Genomic DNA, 16543 nt, shown 5'->3' with positions numbered 1-16543 from the left:
TTCCGACGGCTGCTCATTTTTCCGATTTCCATACCTGCACGGCCCGGGGGCGGGGCTAAGGCCGCCGGCCGCGGGGAGTCGTGCGGCCGTGGTGGGCACGGGCGGCCAGCTCTCCCTGGACAAACGGGTCCAGATCGGGGTCGTAGGCCCCCGCGTGGTCGGCCAGCGTCCCGGTCACCCGCTTCCACTCCGCCAGCTCCGCCCGTACCCGCTCGGCGTCCGTACCGGAGAGGTCCGTCTTCCCGGTATCCGCGCGGGCGGCCTCCAGGGCGGACTTCGCCTCGTGGTGCGTCATACCGGTGGCGGCGTGCCGTACCCGGGCCCAGGCCGCGCGCTCCGTGTCGGTCGGCTCCCGAGCGCCGTCCGCCAGGTCACCGGTCGCCCCGTCGGCCGTGCCGTCCTCGGGACGGGGCGACCGGTCGTCGTGCCGCTTCGGGCTCACTGCGCACCTCGTTCGTCGGTTCGGTGAAGGAGTGGCCTCCTGGGTGCGGGGCCGCCGTCGCCGGGCTTCTCCTGGGAAGACGTCGCCTCGCGTCCGGAGGTTTCATCGGGTTTCATCTCCCCCAGAGGTTCCCTGTGCCCCGGGTGACGCCGCGGACACTTCCGCACGGATGTGGACCGCTTCACCATTCTGGGCGCAGATCCGATCACGTCGGCCACATCGGGGAAGGCGAGGAGACATGACTGATTTCGAGTTCTCACCGGAAGAGCGTCCCGTCGACGTGTATCTCGATCTGCTCCGCATGCGCATGGCCCCCTCGGACTACGAGCTGCTGCTGCGCATGGTCGGTCCGGTCCTGGAGGCCATCGAGGAACAGCGCGCCGGGCCGGTCGAACTGGGCCTGGACGACGCGCAGAGCGACGGCCTGTCACAGGAGGTCCGTGACGAGGCCTCGCTGGTCGTCGCGATCGCGGTCACCGGGCGTCTGGACAACCAGATCGTCGAGATCGAGACCGAGGAGACCGGGCCCGTCAGGGTCGTCACCGATTCGGGCACCGCGGCCGACCCCGACAAGCGGAGGGAGATCGCCGAGTACATCCGTGAACGGCACCACCAGGACGAGGAACTGCGCGGCATCGCGGAGGCGAGCGGACTGCCCACCGACGTATGACCGCCGTCCGACCCGCCCCCCGGCCGCACTCGGGCACGCATGGCCGTCCCGCCCGTCCTCCTGTCACGCGCGGGCCGGTGCCGGGGTGGTCACCGCACCACGGCGCCGCCATGCCGTACGTAGTGCTCCAGCAGCGTGTTCCTGGTCGCCTCCAGCCGGTTGGCCAGGATGGCGGCGATGGTGCGGGTCAGTGACAGTTCCAGCGTGGGATCCTCCGCGCACAGCGCGCCGACGTCCGTCGCGCCGAACTCGTACGCGCGCACCGGGCTGAAGGCCTCCGCCCCGAAGTCCCACTCGTGCGGGGGGAACAGCCACGACCAGCCCAGCAGGTCCCCGGGGCCGAGGGTCGCCACGGCGATGCGCTTGGTGGCGGTCACCTGCTGATCGAGGGAGACCGACCCGGAGCGCACCACCCAGAAGCGGTCCGCGTGACCGCCCGCCTCGAAGATCCTCGTGTCCTCGGGGAAGGAGACCTCGCGGGCGATGGCCATCAGGCGTTCACGGTGCGGGGCGGGCAGGGTGGGCAGTAGCCGGAGAGTAGGGGTCATGGCAGTCCTCCCGGGCGCGAATGCGGGGCCGTGAGCGCACGGCGCCGCCGCCGATGGCGTACTGATGGTGAAGCTTGCGCGTGTCCCTCCATTGGAGCCGCAAACGGGGGTGTTCGTCGCGCCGAGCGCGGACCGGACCGCCGGCCGTCTCGCCGGGCCACCACGACGTCACTGTCCGTGTCCGCCGATGGCCGGGCACAGGGGAGCGGCCGCGCCCTCCCGCTCCGCCGCGCGGCCGCTCCCGCCTCGACCCGGAGCGGACCGATCCCAGTCAGGGCGTCCACCTCCGGGGAGCCGAGCCGGTGGCGCCCGAGGAAGAGCGCGACGCCACCCGCACGAACCCCCGATTGCCCCGGCACGGCGAACTGATGCGTGAGCGCGAGGAATTGGCGCCGAAGTCGTCGCGCCGGCCCGCGCGCCGCCGGCGCGCCGTACATTCCGCGCCCGGCCATGTATGCGGGGCCCCGGCCGGGGGTAGCCGCTCGCCGCACGGGTTCTCGCCGTGACCGTGCGTCACCCGACCGAGGCCCGTCCGGACACGGACGAGGCGTGCACAGAGAGGCAGCAGCGTGATCAACGACGCCATATGGTCGTACCCGCCGGGATGCGGTCACACGGAGGGGCTGGACCTCACGGAGTTCACCGTGGAGGCGTCCGACGGGACCGTCGGGCACGTGGACCGGCAGGCGGACGCGTCCGGGAGGCGCCATCTGGTCGTCGACACCGGAGTGTGGGTGTTCGGCAGGAGCCTGCTCGTCCCCGTGGGCGCCGTGAGCGGTGTCGACCCCGAGTCCCGCACCCTGGTCCTGGCCTGCACGAGGGACCAGGTCAAGGCCGCTCCCGAGTTCAGGACGGACCGGGAGACCCAGGACCCGGCCTATCTGGCCGCCGTCGGCGAGTACTACCGGGGTCTTCCGCCCGCCGAGGTCGCCTGATACGCCGGATCCGCGCGCGGCCCGCAGGATCCGCGCGGCCCGCAGGATCCGAGAAGCCCGCGCGATCACCAGGGGAGGAAGGCGTGCACGTCCTTGCCGTCCGGGCGGACCACGACACTGACCTGGTCGCTGAGCGCGTGGATGAGGTGCCAGCCGATGCCGCCGCCGCCCTGGGAGGGGTGGAAGGGGCGGGGCGCGGGCCGGGTGGTGCTGCTGTCGCGCATCGTCACGTGCACACCGTCGAAGGTCCGCCGCATCCGCAGCTCGAAGGGGCCGGGGGCGTACTGGACGGTGTTGGCCGCGAGTTCCGTGACGACCAGCAGGATGTCGTCCCAGTGCTCGGCCGCCCGCGGCGGCGAGATCCGGGAGAGCGCGTGGAGGTAGCCCTCCGCGGCGACGCGCGCATCGGTCACGTTGCGCAGCTCGCCGTCGAAGGTGCTGCTCAGGCTGTCGATCTGCTCCCGTGACAGGTTCTTGTCCCAACGCGGCTCGGTGGTCATCTCGCCTGCTTCCCACGGCGGGATGTCTGGCTGTGCTCTGCTCTCCGTCGCCCATTCCCAGACAGTCGGATGCTATGCATCGGGACAGTGAGGACCGTGGATGCCGATCGCACGTCCAGGAGCCTCCCGCCGTTCGGGCCTGGAGCAGGGCGCCGGGCTTGTCCGGCGGCCCCGCGTCGTGCCGTCCCGATGCGACCTTGTTCGCCCTCCGGGTCTCCCGGTATGGCATGGACGAAACCGGCGGGTCCCGGCGAGGACGGCCGCGGAGACAGGGGTGGCAGTATGGAGACGTCAGGTGACCGTGAGGCCGTGCCTCAAGGCGGAGGAGCGGGCGGCATGACCAAGGAGTCCGGTGACGACTGGGAGCGGTTCTCCGTCGCCCTCGCGGAGATGGCCCGGGACCTGCTGGCCCAGGAGTCCGTCCAGGCCACGCTGGACCGGATCGTGGAGCACGCGAAGCTGCTGATCAAGGGATGCGACGAGGCGGGCATCCTCACCGTGAGCCGTCGCGAGGTGTACGCGCTGGCCGCGACGAGCGACGTGGTCCGTACGGCGGACCGGCTGCAGCAGGACTTCGCGGAGGGGCCGTGCTTCGACGCCGTCACCGACCGGCAGCAGGTGTACGCCATCGAGGACATCAGCCGGCCGAACGGCAGGTGGCCCCGCTTCGTGCCCGAGCTCAGGAAGCTCGGCATGGGCAGCATGATGGGCTTCCTGCTGTTCACCGAGGAGGACGAGCTGGGCGCGCTCAACGTGTACTCGACCCGGCCGTGCATGTTCGACGAGACGGCCCGGCGCGCCGGCTGGGTCCTCGCCTCGCACGCGGCGGTGGCGTTCTCCGCGTCGCGCACGCACCAGCAGCTCAGTCACGCCCTGGAGACCCGCCACGAGATCGGTGAGGCCATGGGCATCCTGATGGGGCGTCACGGCCTCACCGAGGACACGGCGTTCAAGGTGCTGAGGAAGGCATCGCAGGACCGCAACGTCAAGCTCCGCGACGTCGCCCGTGAGATCTGCCGGACCGGCGAGAAGCCCGACTGACCGGCCCGCCCCGGCCCGGAACGGATGGGGCGGGCCGCCTAGGCCGCCGGGACCGCCGCGGCCGTCGGACTCCGGGCCGGGGTCAGGCGGCCCGGGTCCGACGACCGGTCACGGGTAGGAGACGACCGTGGACGGCACGGTCGACGTGCCGGAGGTCGGTGATCCCGTGTCGTTGATGACGCGCTCGTACTGGCCCTGGCCGCCGAGCGAGACGACGAGCGGGTTGTGGAACCTGACGCCCGGCCTGTCCGGCGCGGAGAAGCCGTGGTGCTGCACGATCGCCGGGTCGACGTTGTAGTAGCAGTAGCTGCCGAGACCCCACCCCTCGTGGCTGGTCACCGAGTCGCCGACCTTGTACGCCGCGTACCCCTTGGTGGAGCCGTTCTGGACGGCGGCCTGGTTCGGGGCGTCGTAGGCCTTCTCGTTCTGGAAGAAGACGGTGCGGCCGCGCTGGCCGTACCACTGCACGTCGTACTTGTTGAAGTGCTCGACGAACAGGCCCGTGGCGAGGACGTCGTCGCCGTTGACGCGGATGCCGTAGTCGGCGCGGTTGGTCTCCCAGCCCATGCCGGTGCCGTGGTCGGCGCGCCAGACCCAGGTGTGGTCGACGATGGTGTGCCGGCTGTTGATCACCATGCTGGTGGTGGCCCGTCCCGCTCCCGCGCCGCCGATGCGGACGAAGACGTCCTGCACGGTGGTCGGGTTGGCCGAGTGGTCCGCCGACGCGCCCTGGGGACCGACCTCCAGCAGGGTGGCGGAGTTGACCGGGCCCGCGTCGACGAGGAATCCGGCGAGCCGCACCCCGTCGACGTCGGCGACGGTCAGCGCCGTCACCCCGTTGTCGGGGATCAGCGTGGCGTAACCGAGCCCGAGCACCACGGTGTTGGCCCTCTTGACCCGGATCGGCCGGTCGAGATGGTAGATCCCCGGTGTCAGCAGCAGGTGGAGGCCCTGGTCGAGGGCGGCGTTCAGGGTTGCCGCGCTCACACCGGGCTTGGCGACGTAGAAGCGGGACAGCGGGAGCGAGGTGCCGCGGGGCGTGCCGTTGCCCCAGGTCGTCCCCCGCGCGTTGACGCGCTTCTCGGGCAGGAACACCGCGTAGTCGGCTCCGTTCAGATGGAGGAACGGCTTCTCGCGGGAGACCGGTCCTGGTTCAGGAAGTGAACGACTTCGGTGGGGGGAGCGCTCTCACGCCGACGAATGCTTCATCCGAGTGAACGATGCGTCAAGAGTTGCGACCCAAGTCCAGGGAGGTTGTTGCCGATTGAAGGGCAAGTACGCCCGGATTCGCGGTCGTTCGGGCCTGGATGTGACCGGGCTCCGGGGGGCCGGGCGGAGGCGGCCCGGCTTCAAGAGGTGCGGACAGCGCGGGAAACGGATGCGGCGCGATCCCTTGACACGTTCTTGCCGACGCCACAACACTCGACGGTGGGAGAGCGCTCTCCCACCGCAGCGCGGCACAGGACGCGGCTCCTCGTGCGTGTCCCGTCCGTGGCCCCGGGCGACGGGCTGTTCCCCGCCTTCCGCGGCCGCCTCCCCACCCCACCGTCCCATCGACGTGGCAGGAGGTCTCCATGGCACGGAGATCGAAGATCCTCTCAGGCAGTCTGATCGCAGGCGCGTTACTGCTGACCTCGCTCGGCGTCGGCCCCGGGGTCGTGAACGCCGCGACGGCGACGGACGCGGGCGTCCCGCTCGCCCCCGTCGCCGCGGCGCACACCTCCCACGCGATGGCCGCGTCGACCGCGTTCTCGGCCGAGGACCCGGACGGCGACGGTTACATCCCCGCGAACCCGCCGGTCACCGGAGTCGTGCCGTCCACCAAGGAGCCGGCGCACCGGTACTTCCAGGAGTTCCAGGCCAACTGCTCAGTGACGCACACCAGGCCGGACGATCCCATCGTCTACCCCGGGCAGCCGGGCAGATCCCACGACCACACGTTCATGGGCAACACCACGACCGACGCCGCCAGCACCACGGCCTCGCTCGCCGGCGGCTCCACCACGTGCAAGGCGCCGGGCGACAAGTCCGGGTACTGGATGCCCACGCTCTTCGACGGCGACCGCGCGGTCCTGCCGGTCGGCCCGCAGACCATCTACTACAAGGCGGGTGTCACCGACTACACCAGCGTGCGGCCGTTCCCGAAAGGACTGCGCTTCGTCGTCGGCAGCCCGATGCAGAGCGCCGACGAGTTCCGCCACCACCCCGGCTTCGTCGAGGGCTGGGAGTGCGGGGACAGCTACTTCAACACCGAGTTCCCGCAGAACTGCCCCAGCAGGGCGGACGTGCAGCTCAACATCCGCTTCCAGGCGCCCAGTTGCTGGGACGGTAAGTACCTCGACACTCCCGACCACAAGAGCCACATGGCGTATCCGGTGGTCAACCCCGGCACGAACAACAACATCTGTCCCGCCGACCACCCGGTCGCGCTGCCGATGATCGAGTTCAAGATGGCCTTCCCCGTCAACGGCGACCTCTCCCGGGTGCGGCTGGCGAGCGGCCCCGGCCACACGTTCCACTACGACTTCTTCAACGCGTGGGACGACCCGACGCTGAGGGCCATGGTGGACCACTGCGTCGTCGGAGGACTGCAGTGCGACGCCCGCGGCTACGACCAGAGTCACCCGGAGGCAGGGGCGGCGCTGAACGCCGACTACGAACTCCCCTGAGCCGGCGGAGTCTGTGGCCGGGCCGCCCGCTGCCCCGCTGCGGTCCGGCCACGGGGCCCCATGGCCCCAAGGGCCTGCTGCGAGACTCCCGCCGGCCCCGCGGGGGGACGGCGGGAGTCTCGCAGCGGGTCCCGCGCTCTCCCGCCGACGGGAGAGCGCTCTATACCGTCGGCCCGCGCGGCGGTTAGGGTTCTGGCATGAGCAGACAGGCGCCCACGCTGGAGGATGTCGCACGGGAGGCGGGGGTGTCCCGTGCGACCGTGTCCCGGGTCATCAACGGCGTCCGCAATGTCGACCCGGCCATCCAGGACCTGGTCCGCCGGGCCATCGAGCGCACCGGATACGCGCCCAACCGGGCCGCCAGGTCCCTGGTGACCCGCCGGGCGGAGACCGTCGCCCTGGTCGTCTCCGGGGCCGGCGAGGCGTCCGACGACGAGCAGAACGCCTTCGCCACACGGGTGTTCGCGGACCCCTTCTTCGGCCGCGTCGTCAGCGGGGTCGTCGGTTATCTGCGCCCCCGCTCGATGCATCCGGTGCTGATGTTCGCCGAGTCGGCCGCGGCCCGCGAGCAGGTGCTCGGCTATCTGCGCCAGGGGAGCGCGGACGGCGCCCTCGTGGTCTCCACCCACGCGGACGACCCGCTGCCGGCGCTGCTCGCGGACGCCGGCCTGCCCGCGGTGCTGTTCGCCCGGCCGTCCCGGCCGGTGCCGCTCAGCTTCGTCGACCTGGCCCACCGGGACGGCGCGCGGCTGGCGGCGGAGCGTCTGCTGGAGCGGGGCTGCCGCCGGATCGTCACGGTCACCGGCCCGCTCGGGGTGTCCGCGAGCCAGGACCGGCTCGCCGGGTTCCGCGAGACGATGGCGCGCCGGGGGCACCCGTACGTGCCGGTCGCCGAGGGCGGGTTCACCCTGGACAGCGGCATGGCGGCCATGACCGGGCTGCTCGGCGAACACCCGGACGTGGACGGGGTGTTCGCGGCCAACGACCTGATGGCCCAGGGGGTCTGCCAGGTGCTGCGGGAGCACGGGCGGCGCGTCCCCGAGGACGTCGCGGTCGTCGGCTTCGACGACTCCAGCGTCGCCGTGACCTGCCGGCCGCCGCTGACCACGGTGCGTCAGCCGGTCGAGGAGATGGCGGCGGCGATGGCCCGGCTGCTCGACGAGCACATCCGGGGCACCCGTGAGGAGCCCACCTCGCTGATCTTCGACCCGGAGCTGGTGGTCCGCGCCTCGGGCTGACGCCTCCTGGCACCTCCCGACGCCTCCCGGCGCCCGGGCGCCGCCCGCTCACGCCAGCCGTTCCCCCAGCGTCTTGCGCCACGCCGGGGACGACCGGCCCTCGGGAGCCGCCTCGGCGCGCCGCCCGCCGTGCGCGAAGAAGTCCGCGAGCGGCAGGATCGCCGCGCCGACGGTCACCGCGTCGGGGCCGAGGCGTCCGAGGTGGATGCCCACGCGGCCCGCCGGGTACGTCAGCGCGTACGAGAGGGCATGGGCGCGCACCGTGTCCAGGAAGCGGGGGCCGAGCTGGAGGCCCGCCCAGCCGCCCACCAGGATGCGCTCGGGCTGGAAGAGGTTGATGAGGTCGGACAGGCCCGCGCCCAGGTACTCGGCGGTCTCCGCCAGCACCGAGGCGGCGACCGGGTCGGGTGCCCGGTCGTCGGCGGGGTAGGCGGCGGCGAGCATCGCGGTCAGCGCCGTCTCCTCGTCCGCGTCACACGGCGGCCGCCCTCCCGCCTCCCGCCACCGCTCCAGCAGCGCCTCCGCGCCCGCGTACGCCTCCAGGCAGCCCAGCGACCCGCAGCGGCACCTGCGGCCCTGCACCCGGACGGTGAGGTGGCCCCACTCGACGGCCCGGCCGCGCTCCACGTCGTCGGTGACCACGCAGGCGCCGACACCCGAGCCGAAGAGCACGACGACCGCGTTGTGGGCGCCCCGTCCGCCCCCGAACCACATCTCGGCCTGGCCGAGCGTCTTGGCGCCGTTGTCGATGAAGTACGGGATGTCCTCGGGGAGCCGGCCGGAGCGCCGCAGCATCCGCTCCAGCGGCACGGCGTCCCAGCCGATCGTCTGGCCGTGCACCACCGCGCCGTCCTCGTCGGTCCGCTCGACGATGCCCGGCACGCCGATGCCGACCCCGAGCAGGCCCTCGGAGGTGAGCCGGGCCGCGTCGAGCACCTCGGCGATGCCGTCGCCGATGTGGCCGGCGATCAGGTCGACGTCGTAGCGGTCCCGGGGACTGCCGCCGTCGGTGGCGAGCGGCCGTTCGGCCCGCGCCAGTTCGGCCAGCGAGAGGTCGAAGAGCTCGATGCGCACCCGGGTCTCGCCGACGTCGACGCCGATCATGTGGCCGCTGTCCGGGGCGATGCGCAGCAGCGTCCTCGGGCGCCCGCCGTCGGAGTCGATGCTTCCGGCGTCCTCCACGAGACCGTCGGCGAGCAGTTCCGCGACGACGTTGCTCACGGAGCCGGAGCTCAGTCCCGTCGCAGGGCCGAGCGCGAAGCGGCTCATCGGCCCGTCGAAATACAAACGTCGTAGTACGGCGGTGCGGTTCTCCCGCCGCAGGTCACGCACCGTTCGTCCGTTGCGCGGTCTCACCCGGCCCCCTCGTTTCGTGGCTCTGCTCGGCAAGATACCCCTGCTGGATCCCTTGACGCGACATTCTCTTGAGGTTTAACTCACGTCCTAAATTAAGACATGAGGGCCTACGGGTCGACACCGGGTGATCCGGAGCCGTCCGAGGCCCGACTTCGCGACTCCCTGAAAGGGACCCCTGGAGCCATGCGCAGAATCCGAGCCGCGGCCGTCGGCGCCGTCACCCTGTCACTCGCACTCGCCGCCTCGGCCTGCGGCGGCGGTTCGTCGTCGGAGGGCGGCGGGTCCAACGACTCCCCGAAGACGCTCACCTACTGGGCCTCCAACCAGGGCGCGAGCATCGCCGTGGACAAGAAGGTCCTCCAGCCCGAGCTGGACAAGTTCGAGAAGAAGACCGGCGTCAAGGTGAAGCTGGAGGTCGTGCCCTGGTCGGACCTGCTCAACAGGATCCTCACCGCGACGACCTCCGGCCAGGGCCCCGACGTCCTCAACATCGGCAACACCTGGAGCGCCTCCCTGCAGGCCTCCGGCGCGCTGCTGCCGTGGGACGCCGAGAACTTCGGCAAGATCGGCGGCAGGGACCGCTTCGTCGACTCCGCGCTCGGCTCCACCGGGGTCCAGGGCAAGGACCCGGCCGCCGTGCCGCTGTACTCGATGGCGTACGCGCTCTACTACAACAAGAAGATGTTCGCGGACGCCGGCATCGAGAAGCCGCCGACGACGTGGGACGAGCTGGTCGCCGACGGCAAGAAACTCTCCAAGGACGGCAAGTGGGGCCTGGGCGCCGAGGGCTCGAACCTGTCCAACAACATCCACCAGATCTTCGTCCTCGGCAAGCAGCACGGCGCCGACTTCTTCACCCCCGACGGCAAGCCCGACTTCACCTCCGAAGGCGCGGTCGCGGCGGTCAAGCAGTACGTCGACCTGATGGCCAAGGACAAGATCATCGCCCCCGGCAACGCCGAGTACGCCCAGAACCAGTCCCTGAGCGACTTCGCCAAGGACAAGACCGCGATGGTCCTGTGGCAGACCGCGTCCGCCACCTTCAAGTCCAAGGGCATGAGCGACGACGAGTGGGGCGTCGTCCCCGCCCCCGTCCAGTCCGGCACCCCGGGCACCGGCACCTCCGTCAACTCCATGGTCGCCGGCATCAACATGGCCGTCTTCAAGAACACCGACAACATCGACGGCGCCACCGACTTCGTGAAGTTCATGACCAGCGACGCCGAGCAGAAGATCCTCAACAAGGCCTACGGGTCCATCCCGCCGGTCAAGAGCGCCCAGTCCGACCCGGCCTTCAACGGCCAGGCCACCGGCCCGCTGCGCGACACCCTCGCCAAGAGCGCCGAGGCGCTGCCGCAGGTCGCCGAGGAGTCGCAGTTCGAGACGGCGGTCGGCACGGCCGTCAAGGAGCTGTTCGCCGACGCCGCCAACGGGCGGCCGGTGACCACCGCCTCGGTGAAGGCGAAGCTCGAGAAGGCCCAGCAGCAGATGCCCAAGAAGTGAGCGCGAAGACCGTCATGACCACGACCGCCGCTGCGGAGACCGGCGAGCGGGCCGTGCGCAAGATCTCCCCCGGTGCGGCGCGAGGCCCGCGCCGCACCGGGCGGATCCGCCGCATCGGACTCCCGTATCTGCTGCTCCTGCCCGCCCTGGTCCTCGAACTCCTCGTCCACCTCGTGCCGATGGTCATCGGCATCGTGATGAGCTTCAAGGAGCTGACCCAGTTCTACATCCGCGACTGGGGCGCCGCGCCCTGGTCCGGACTGGACAACTACAGCCTCTCGGTGGACTTCGACGCGCCCGTCGGTGAGGCGCTGCTCCACTCGTTCTACGTCACCTGCGGCTTCACCCTGCTGTCGGTCTGTCTGTGCTGGCTGCTCGGCACCGCCGCCGCCATCTTCATGCAGGACGTGTTCCGCGGCCGGGGACTGCTGCGCGCGGTCTTCCTGGTGCCGTACGCGCTGCCCGTGTACGCGGCCGTCATCACCTGGGCGTTCATGTTCCAGCACGACAACGGCCTGGTGAACCACGTCCTGCACGACCAGCTCGGCCTGAGCGACAAGGCCACCTTCTGGCTGATCGGCGACAACAGCTTCATCGCCCTGCTCACCGTCTCGGTGTGGAAGGGCTGGCCGTTCGCCTTCCTGATCGTCATGGCCGGGCTGCAGAACATCCCGAAGGAGCTGTACGAGGCCGCCGCCCTGGACGGCGCCGGCGTCTGGCAGCAGATCCGCCGGATCACCCTGCCGTCGCTGCGCCCGGTCAACCAGGTGCTGGTCCTGGTGCTGTTCCTGTGGACGTTCAACGACTTCAACACGCCGTACGTGCTGTTCGGCAAGTCCGCCCCGGAGGCGGCGGACCTCATCTCCATCCACATCTACCAGTCGTCGTTCGTCACCTGGAACTTCGGCGCCGGCTCCGCCATGTCCGTCCTCCTGCTCCTGTTCCTCCTCGTCGTGACGGGCGTCTACCTCCTGCTGACCTCCCGAGGAAGGAAGACGGCCGATGTCTAGCACTCAGCGGGCCCCCCGCTCCCCGATGGCGACACCGCGGTCCTTCCTGTGGTCCCGGCGGATCTTCCTCACCCTGCTCACCGTCTTCGTGCTGCTGCCCGTGTACGTCATGGTCTCCAGCTCGCTGAAGCCGCTGCAGGACGTGTCCGGGAAGTTCCGCTGGCTGCCCAGCGGCCTCACGGTCCGCCCGTACATCGACATCTGGTCGACCGTCCCGCTCGCCAGGTACTTCATGAACTCGCTGATCGTGGCGGGCGCGGCGACCGTCTGCTCCGTCGTCATCGCCGTGTTCGCCGCGTACGCGGTCAGCCGCTACAGCTTCCGCGGCAAGCGGGTCTTCACGGTGACCGTGCTGTCGACCCAGATGTTCCCCGGCATCCTCTTCCTGCTGCCGCTCTTCCTGATCTACGTGAACATCGGCAACGCCACCGGGATCGCCCTGTTCGGCTCCCGCGGCGGACTGATCCTCACGTACCTCACCTTCTCGCTGCCGTTCTCGATCTGGATGCTGATCGGGTACTTCGACTCGGTGCCGCGCGACCTGGACGAGGCGGCGCTGGTGGACGGCTGCGGGCCGCTGGGCGCGCTGTTCCGCATCATCGTGCCGGCGGCGATCCCCGGCATCGTCGCGGTCGCCGTGTACGCGTTCATGACCGCCTGGGGCGAAGTCCTGTTCGCCTCCGTCATGACCAACGACGAGACACGCACCCTCGCGGTCGGCCTCCAGGGCTACGCCACCCTCAACGACGTCTACTGGAACCAGGTCATGGCCGCCTCGCTCGTGGTCAGCGTCCCCGTCGTCGCCGGGTTCCTTCTCCTGCAGCGCTACCTGGTCACCGGACTCACCGCCGGAGCGGTGAAGTGACCCACCCCCCTACACCTGAGAGGACTTCCGTGTCCGAGCCCATCGACCTCGACGCACTCCCGAACGACTTCCTGTGGGGAACGGCCACCTCGGCGTACCAGATCGAAGGAGCCGTCGCCGAGGACGGCCGCTCGCCGTCGATCTGGGACACCTTCTCGCACACCCCCGGCAAGGTCGACAACGACGACCACGGCGACGAGGCCTGCGACCACTACCACCGCTGGCGCGAGGACATCGCCCTGATGAAGCGGCTCGGCACCGACGCCTACCGGCTGTCGGTCGCCTGGCCCCGGATCGTGCCCGGCGGCGACGGACCGGTCAACGCACGCGGACTCGACTTCTACGACAAGCTGATCGACGCGCTGCTGGACGAGGGCATCACCCCCTCCGTCACGCTCTACCACTGGGACCTTCCGCAGGTCCTCCAGGACCGCGGCGGCTGGCCCGAGCGGGCCACCGCGGAGCACTTCGCCGCGTACTCCGCCGTCGTCGCCGAGCGGCTCGGTGACCGCGTCCAGCACTGGACGACGCTCAACGAACCCCTCTGCTCGGCCTGGATCGGCCACCTGGAGGGCCGGATGGCCCCCGGGCTCACCGACCTCACGGCCGCCGTCCGCGCCTCCTACCACCTGCTGCTCGGCCACGGCCTCGCGACCCAGGCGATCCGCGCGGCCGTCCCCGGGGCCCAGGTCGGCATCGTCAACAACCTCGCCCACGTCGAGGCCGCCTCCGACCGCCCCGAGGACATCGCGGCCGCCCGCCGCATGGACGGGCACAGCAACCGCTGGTGGCTCGACCCGGTGCACGGCCGCGGCTTCCCCGCCGACATGCTGGAGGTCTACGGCGTCGAACTCCCCGAGCGCGCGGGCGACCTGGAGACCATGGCGCAGCCCCTGGACTGGCTGGGCCTCAACTACTACTTCCCGTCCACCATCGCCGACGACGCCACCGGACCGGCCCCGCGCGCCCGCATGGTCCCGCGGCCCGGAGTGCACCGCACCGGGATGGACTGGGAGGTCGACGCGGCCGGCATGGAGGCGCTGCTGCTGCGCCTGACGAACGAGTACGGCGCCCGCAAGATCTACGTCACCGAGAACGGCTCCGCCTACCCCGACGTCGTACGCCCCGACGGCACCGTCGACGACCCCGAGCGCACCGCCTATCTGGAGCAGCACCTCGCCGCCGTCGCGAACGCGGTCCGCAAGGGCGCCCCGGTCGCGGGCTACTTCGCCTGGTCCCTCCTCGACAACTTCGAGTGGGCCTACGGCTACGACAAGCGCTTCGGTCTCGTCCACGTCGACTACCGCACCCAGACGCGCACCATCAAGGGCAGCGGCCACCGGTACGCCGGCATCATCGGCGACCACCGCGGCCGCGCACGCCGGGCCGCCTGATCCGCGCCCGCGCCGCGCGGCGGACGCAGGCCACGGCCCCGTCCGCCGCGCGGCGCGCCCGTTCCCGCCTCCGGGACGGTTCCGCCTCGTACCGGCCGTGGGATCGCCGCGTCCCAGGGCGCCCCGCGCGAACCGGGCTGACGCCCCCCGCGGGCGGCCCGTGGCCACCGCGGTCTGTAGCGTGACCGGACACCGGATCCGGCGACAGAGAGGCACGTGAATGACCCGCCCGATCACCGTGGGAGTGGACGGAACGCCCGAGAGCCTGGCCGCCGCGGCCTGGGCGGGAAGAGAGGCCGTCCGGCGCGCGCTGCCGCTGCGCGTGGTGCACGCCTGGCAGTGGCAGCCGCACGAGGTGGCCGGACCCGGCGACCGCGAGGAACAGGCCCGCTGGGCCGGGGACACGGCGCGCAACGCGGCCAGGGCGCTCACCGGACGCCATCCGCACCTGGAGGTCTCCGCGGAGGTCCTGGACGGCGAGGCCGTCCCGGCCCTTCTCGCCGCGGCGGCGGAAGCCGACCGGCTCGTCCTCGGCTCGCGCGGGCACGGGGCCGTCCTCGGCTTCCTGCTCGGCTCGGTGGGGCAGCAGGTGATCGCCGAGTCCAGCGGTCCCGTCGTCCTCGTCCGTGCCGACGACCACCCCGAGGCCGAGGTGGCCGGGCACGAGATCGTCGTGGGTCAGCAAGGGGGGAGCGACGACAGCGCCGCCGGACTGCGCTTCGCGTTCGAGACCGCCGCGGCCCGGGGCGCCTCGCTGCGCGCCGTCCGCGCCTGGAGCCTGCCGCCCGTGTACGCCTACAGCCCCGGGTCGCTGAAACTGCTCGACGAGGCGGGCGGCATGGAGCCGTACGAGAGGAAGGCGCTCGGCGAGGCGCTGCGGCCCTGGCGGGAACGCTTCCCGGACGTGCCCGTGACCGAGCACGTCGAGATGGGCAGCGCCGGCCAGGTGCTGCTCTCGGTGGCCGCGCGGGCCCAGCTGATGGTGGTCGGACGCCGGGCCCGGCGCTCGGCGGTCGGCTCGCGGATCGGTTCGGTCGCCCACGCCGTCATGCACCACGCCGGCTGCCCGGTCGCGGTGGTGCCGCCCGGCGTCTGAGGCCCGCCGCGCGAGGGCCGGGAGGCGGTCCTCGCACGGGGCGCCGGGCGGCGGTGGGGTCAGGCGGTGTGCAGGGTCAGGCCGTAGCGGTTCAGGATCTCGTTGATCGGCTGGAACCAGGTCTCACCGCCGCTGGAGCAGTTGCCCCAGCCGCCGGACGTGACGCCCTGCGCCTGGTCGCCGCTGATGAACGAGCCGCCGGAGTCGCCCGGTTCGGCGCAGACGTTCGTCTTGGTCATCTGGTGCACCGCGCCCTGGCTGTAGTTGACCGTCTCGTTCTTGGCGAGGACCGTCCCGCAGTGCCAGTGCGAGGTGGAGCCGGAACGGCAGATCGACGCGCCGATCGGGGCCTCGCCCGAGCCGCGCACGAGCTGGTCGGAGACCGTGCCCCAGCCGAGGACCACGGGCACGGTCCACCAGCCGCTGCCTACGTTGACCCAGGCGTAGTCGTTGTCCGGGAAGGACGACCCCTGGAAGTTGCCGATGTAGCTGCCGTCCCAGCCCCTGACGCTCTTGTCGGGCTGGGCGCAGTGCCCGGCGGTGACGAAGCCGCCGTACACGGAGAAGCCGATGGAGCAGCGGACGTTGCCCGTGTAGTACGGGTCGCCGCCGACGGTCCCGGCGGCGTAGGTGCGGGGGTCGGTCCGCGTCCGGTGCACGGTCACCGGGGCGGTCTCGCGGGCGCGGGCCACGAACCGCCGGACATCGTTGTCATCCTTCTTGGAGGCGACCACGGTGACGGCGATCGAGTTGGTCCGCGGGTCGACGTGCCAGCTGCTGACGCCGTCCGGGGCGTCGAGCGCGTCGACGCGCTTCATGGCCGCGTCGAGTTCGCGCGCGCTGTGCTCGACGACGCGGACCGTGGCGCCGGTGGCCTCGACGGCGTCGCGGCGGGTCCCGTCGGTCACGGTGACGGTGAGGTCCTCGCTCTTCGCGTCGTACCAGGAGCCGCCGTACGACGCTCCCGCCGCCCGGCGGGCCTTCGTCTCCACGTTCCTGGCCGTGGCCTCGGCGGCGAGGCGGTGGGTGGCCTGCTTCTCGGTGAGGCCGAGGTCGTGCCGCATGGCGCCGACGACGCCGTCCGACGCCACGGCCCGCGACGCGGCGGCGCCGGTGCCGGCCGGGGCGTCGGCGGCGGACGCCTGGGTGAGTCCGGCCGTAACGGCGCTCAGCAGCAGCGCCGCCGACAGGCCGGCGCGGAATGCGGGTGCACGTCTCATGGGGGGAGCCTTTCGTCGTTCCGGTCTCTGGGGGAGCAGAAGGACTGCGGTGAGAG

General features: G+C 71.5%; 15 protein-coding genes and 1 pseudogene. 10 read left to right on the top strand and 6 right to left on the bottom strand.

The window, feature by feature from the left end; genetic code table 11:
* Positions 1-55: 55 nt before the first annotated feature.
* Positions 56-442, bottom strand: coding sequence for a hypothetical protein (locus ACFY93_RS32720; protein ID WP_391365548.1), 387 nt, complete (start codon positions 440-442; stop codon positions 56-58).
* 238 nt (positions 443-680) lie between these two features.
* On the opposite strand from ACFY93_RS32720, the gene ACFY93_RS32715 reads away from it, so the two are divergent.
* Positions 681-1112 (top strand): hypothetical protein, encoded by a 432-nt coding sequence (locus tag ACFY93_RS32715; RefSeq protein ID WP_391365547.1) that lies wholly within the window; start codon positions 681-683, stop codon positions 1110-1112.
* An 89-nt stretch (positions 1113-1201) separates the two neighbouring features.
* On the opposite strand, the gene ACFY93_RS32710 is transcribed toward ACFY93_RS32715, so the two are convergent.
* The gene (locus ACFY93_RS32710) at positions 1202-1660 is read right to left on the bottom strand and encodes a cyclic nucleotide-binding domain-containing protein (protein WP_391365546.1); all 459 of its coding nucleotides are present in this window, start codon (positions 1658-1660) and stop codon (positions 1202-1204) included.
* Between the two features lie 569 nt (positions 1661-2229).
* Here ACFY93_RS32710 and ACFY93_RS32705 point away from each other — a divergent pair.
* The gene (locus ACFY93_RS32705; RefSeq protein ID WP_391365545.1) at positions 2230-2595 is read left to right on the top strand and encodes a PRC-barrel domain containing protein; all 366 of its coding nucleotides are present in this window, start codon (positions 2230-2232) and stop codon (positions 2593-2595) included.
* A gap of 65 nt (positions 2596-2660) precedes the next feature.
* On the opposite strand, the gene ACFY93_RS32700 is transcribed toward ACFY93_RS32705, so the two are convergent.
* Positions 2661-3095: an ATP-binding protein gene (locus ACFY93_RS32700; protein ID WP_391365544.1), complete on the bottom strand. Its 435-nt coding sequence runs from the start codon at positions 3093-3095 to the stop codon at positions 2661-2663.
* 336 nt (positions 3096-3431) lie between these two features.
* Here ACFY93_RS32700 and ACFY93_RS32695 point away from each other — a divergent pair, with 336 nt between their 5' ends.
* A complete protein-coding gene (locus ACFY93_RS32695; RefSeq protein WP_391365543.1) occupies positions 3432-4136 on the top strand; it encodes an ANTAR domain-containing protein in 705 nt (234 codons plus the stop codon).
* Between the two features lie 108 nt (positions 4137-4244).
* Here ACFY93_RS32695 and ACFY93_RS32690 read toward each other — a convergent pair.
* Positions 4245-5282: pseudogene (locus tag ACFY93_RS32690) on the bottom strand (coagulation factor 5/8 type domain-containing protein); the annotation flags it as partial.
* A gap of 428 nt (positions 5283-5710) precedes the next feature.
* Between ACFY93_RS32690 and ACFY93_RS32685 the strand changes: the two are divergent.
* Both ACFY93_RS32685 and ACFY93_RS32680 read left to right on the top strand, forming a co-directional pair.
* Complete coding sequence (locus tag ACFY93_RS32685; protein WP_391365542.1) at positions 5711-6805, top strand: DUF1996 domain-containing protein; 1095 nt, start codon at positions 5711-5713, stop codon at positions 6803-6805.
* Between the two features lie 197 nt (positions 6806-7002).
* Positions 7003-8043, top strand: coding sequence for a substrate-binding domain-containing protein (locus ACFY93_RS32680; RefSeq protein ID WP_391365541.1), 1041 nt, complete (start codon positions 7003-7005; stop codon positions 8041-8043).
* Between the two features lie 48 nt (positions 8044-8091).
* On the opposite strand, the gene ACFY93_RS32675 is transcribed toward ACFY93_RS32680, so the two are convergent.
* Positions 8092-9399 (bottom strand): ROK family protein, encoded by a 1308-nt coding sequence (locus ACFY93_RS32675; protein WP_391365540.1) that lies wholly within the window; start codon positions 9397-9399, stop codon positions 8092-8094.
* Between the two features lie 183 nt (positions 9400-9582).
* Between ACFY93_RS32675 and ACFY93_RS32670 the strand changes: the two genes are divergently transcribed.
* The 5 genes from ACFY93_RS32670 (at position 9583) to ACFY93_RS32650 (ending at position 15267) form a co-directional block, all read left to right on the top strand.
* Positions 9583-10902 (top strand): extracellular solute-binding protein, encoded by a 1320-nt coding sequence (locus ACFY93_RS32670; protein WP_391365539.1) that lies wholly within the window; start codon positions 9583-9585, stop codon positions 10900-10902.
* Between the two features lie 14 nt (positions 10903-10916).
* Positions 10917-11912 carry an ABC transporter permease subunit gene (locus tag ACFY93_RS32665; RefSeq protein ID WP_391365564.1) on the top strand — a complete coding sequence of 332 codons (996 nt, stop codon included), beginning with the start codon at positions 10917-10919 and terminating at the stop codon, positions 11910-11912.
* A complete protein-coding gene (locus tag ACFY93_RS32660; RefSeq protein WP_391365538.1) occupies positions 11905-12777 on the top strand; it encodes an ABC transporter permease subunit in 873 nt (290 codons plus the stop codon). The genes ACFY93_RS32665 and ACFY93_RS32660 overlap by 8 nt, the downstream gene beginning before the upstream one ends.
* A 29-nt stretch (positions 12778-12806) precedes the next feature.
* Entirely contained in the window at positions 12807-14171 is a 1365-nt protein-coding gene (locus ACFY93_RS32655; RefSeq protein WP_391365537.1) for a GH1 family beta-glucosidase, read from the top strand.
* A 220-nt stretch (positions 14172-14391) separates the two neighbouring features.
* Entirely contained in the window at positions 14392-15267 is an 876-nt protein-coding gene (locus ACFY93_RS32650) for a universal stress protein (RefSeq protein WP_391365536.1), read from the top strand.
* A 59-nt stretch (positions 15268-15326) separates the two neighbouring features.
* On the opposite strand, the gene ACFY93_RS32645 is transcribed toward ACFY93_RS32650, so the two are convergent.
* Positions 15327-16487, bottom strand: coding sequence for an alpha-lytic protease prodomain-containing protein (locus tag ACFY93_RS32645; protein ID WP_391365535.1), 1161 nt, complete (start codon positions 16485-16487; stop codon positions 15327-15329).
* Positions 16488-16543: the final 56 nt, after the last annotated feature.

The sequence above is a fragment of the Streptomyces sp. NPDC008313 genome, from assembly GCF_042956125.1.
GTDB lineage: Bacteria > Actinomycetota > Actinomycetes > Streptomycetales > Streptomycetaceae > Streptomyces.
This window is presented reverse-complemented; position numbering and strand designations above follow the sequence as displayed.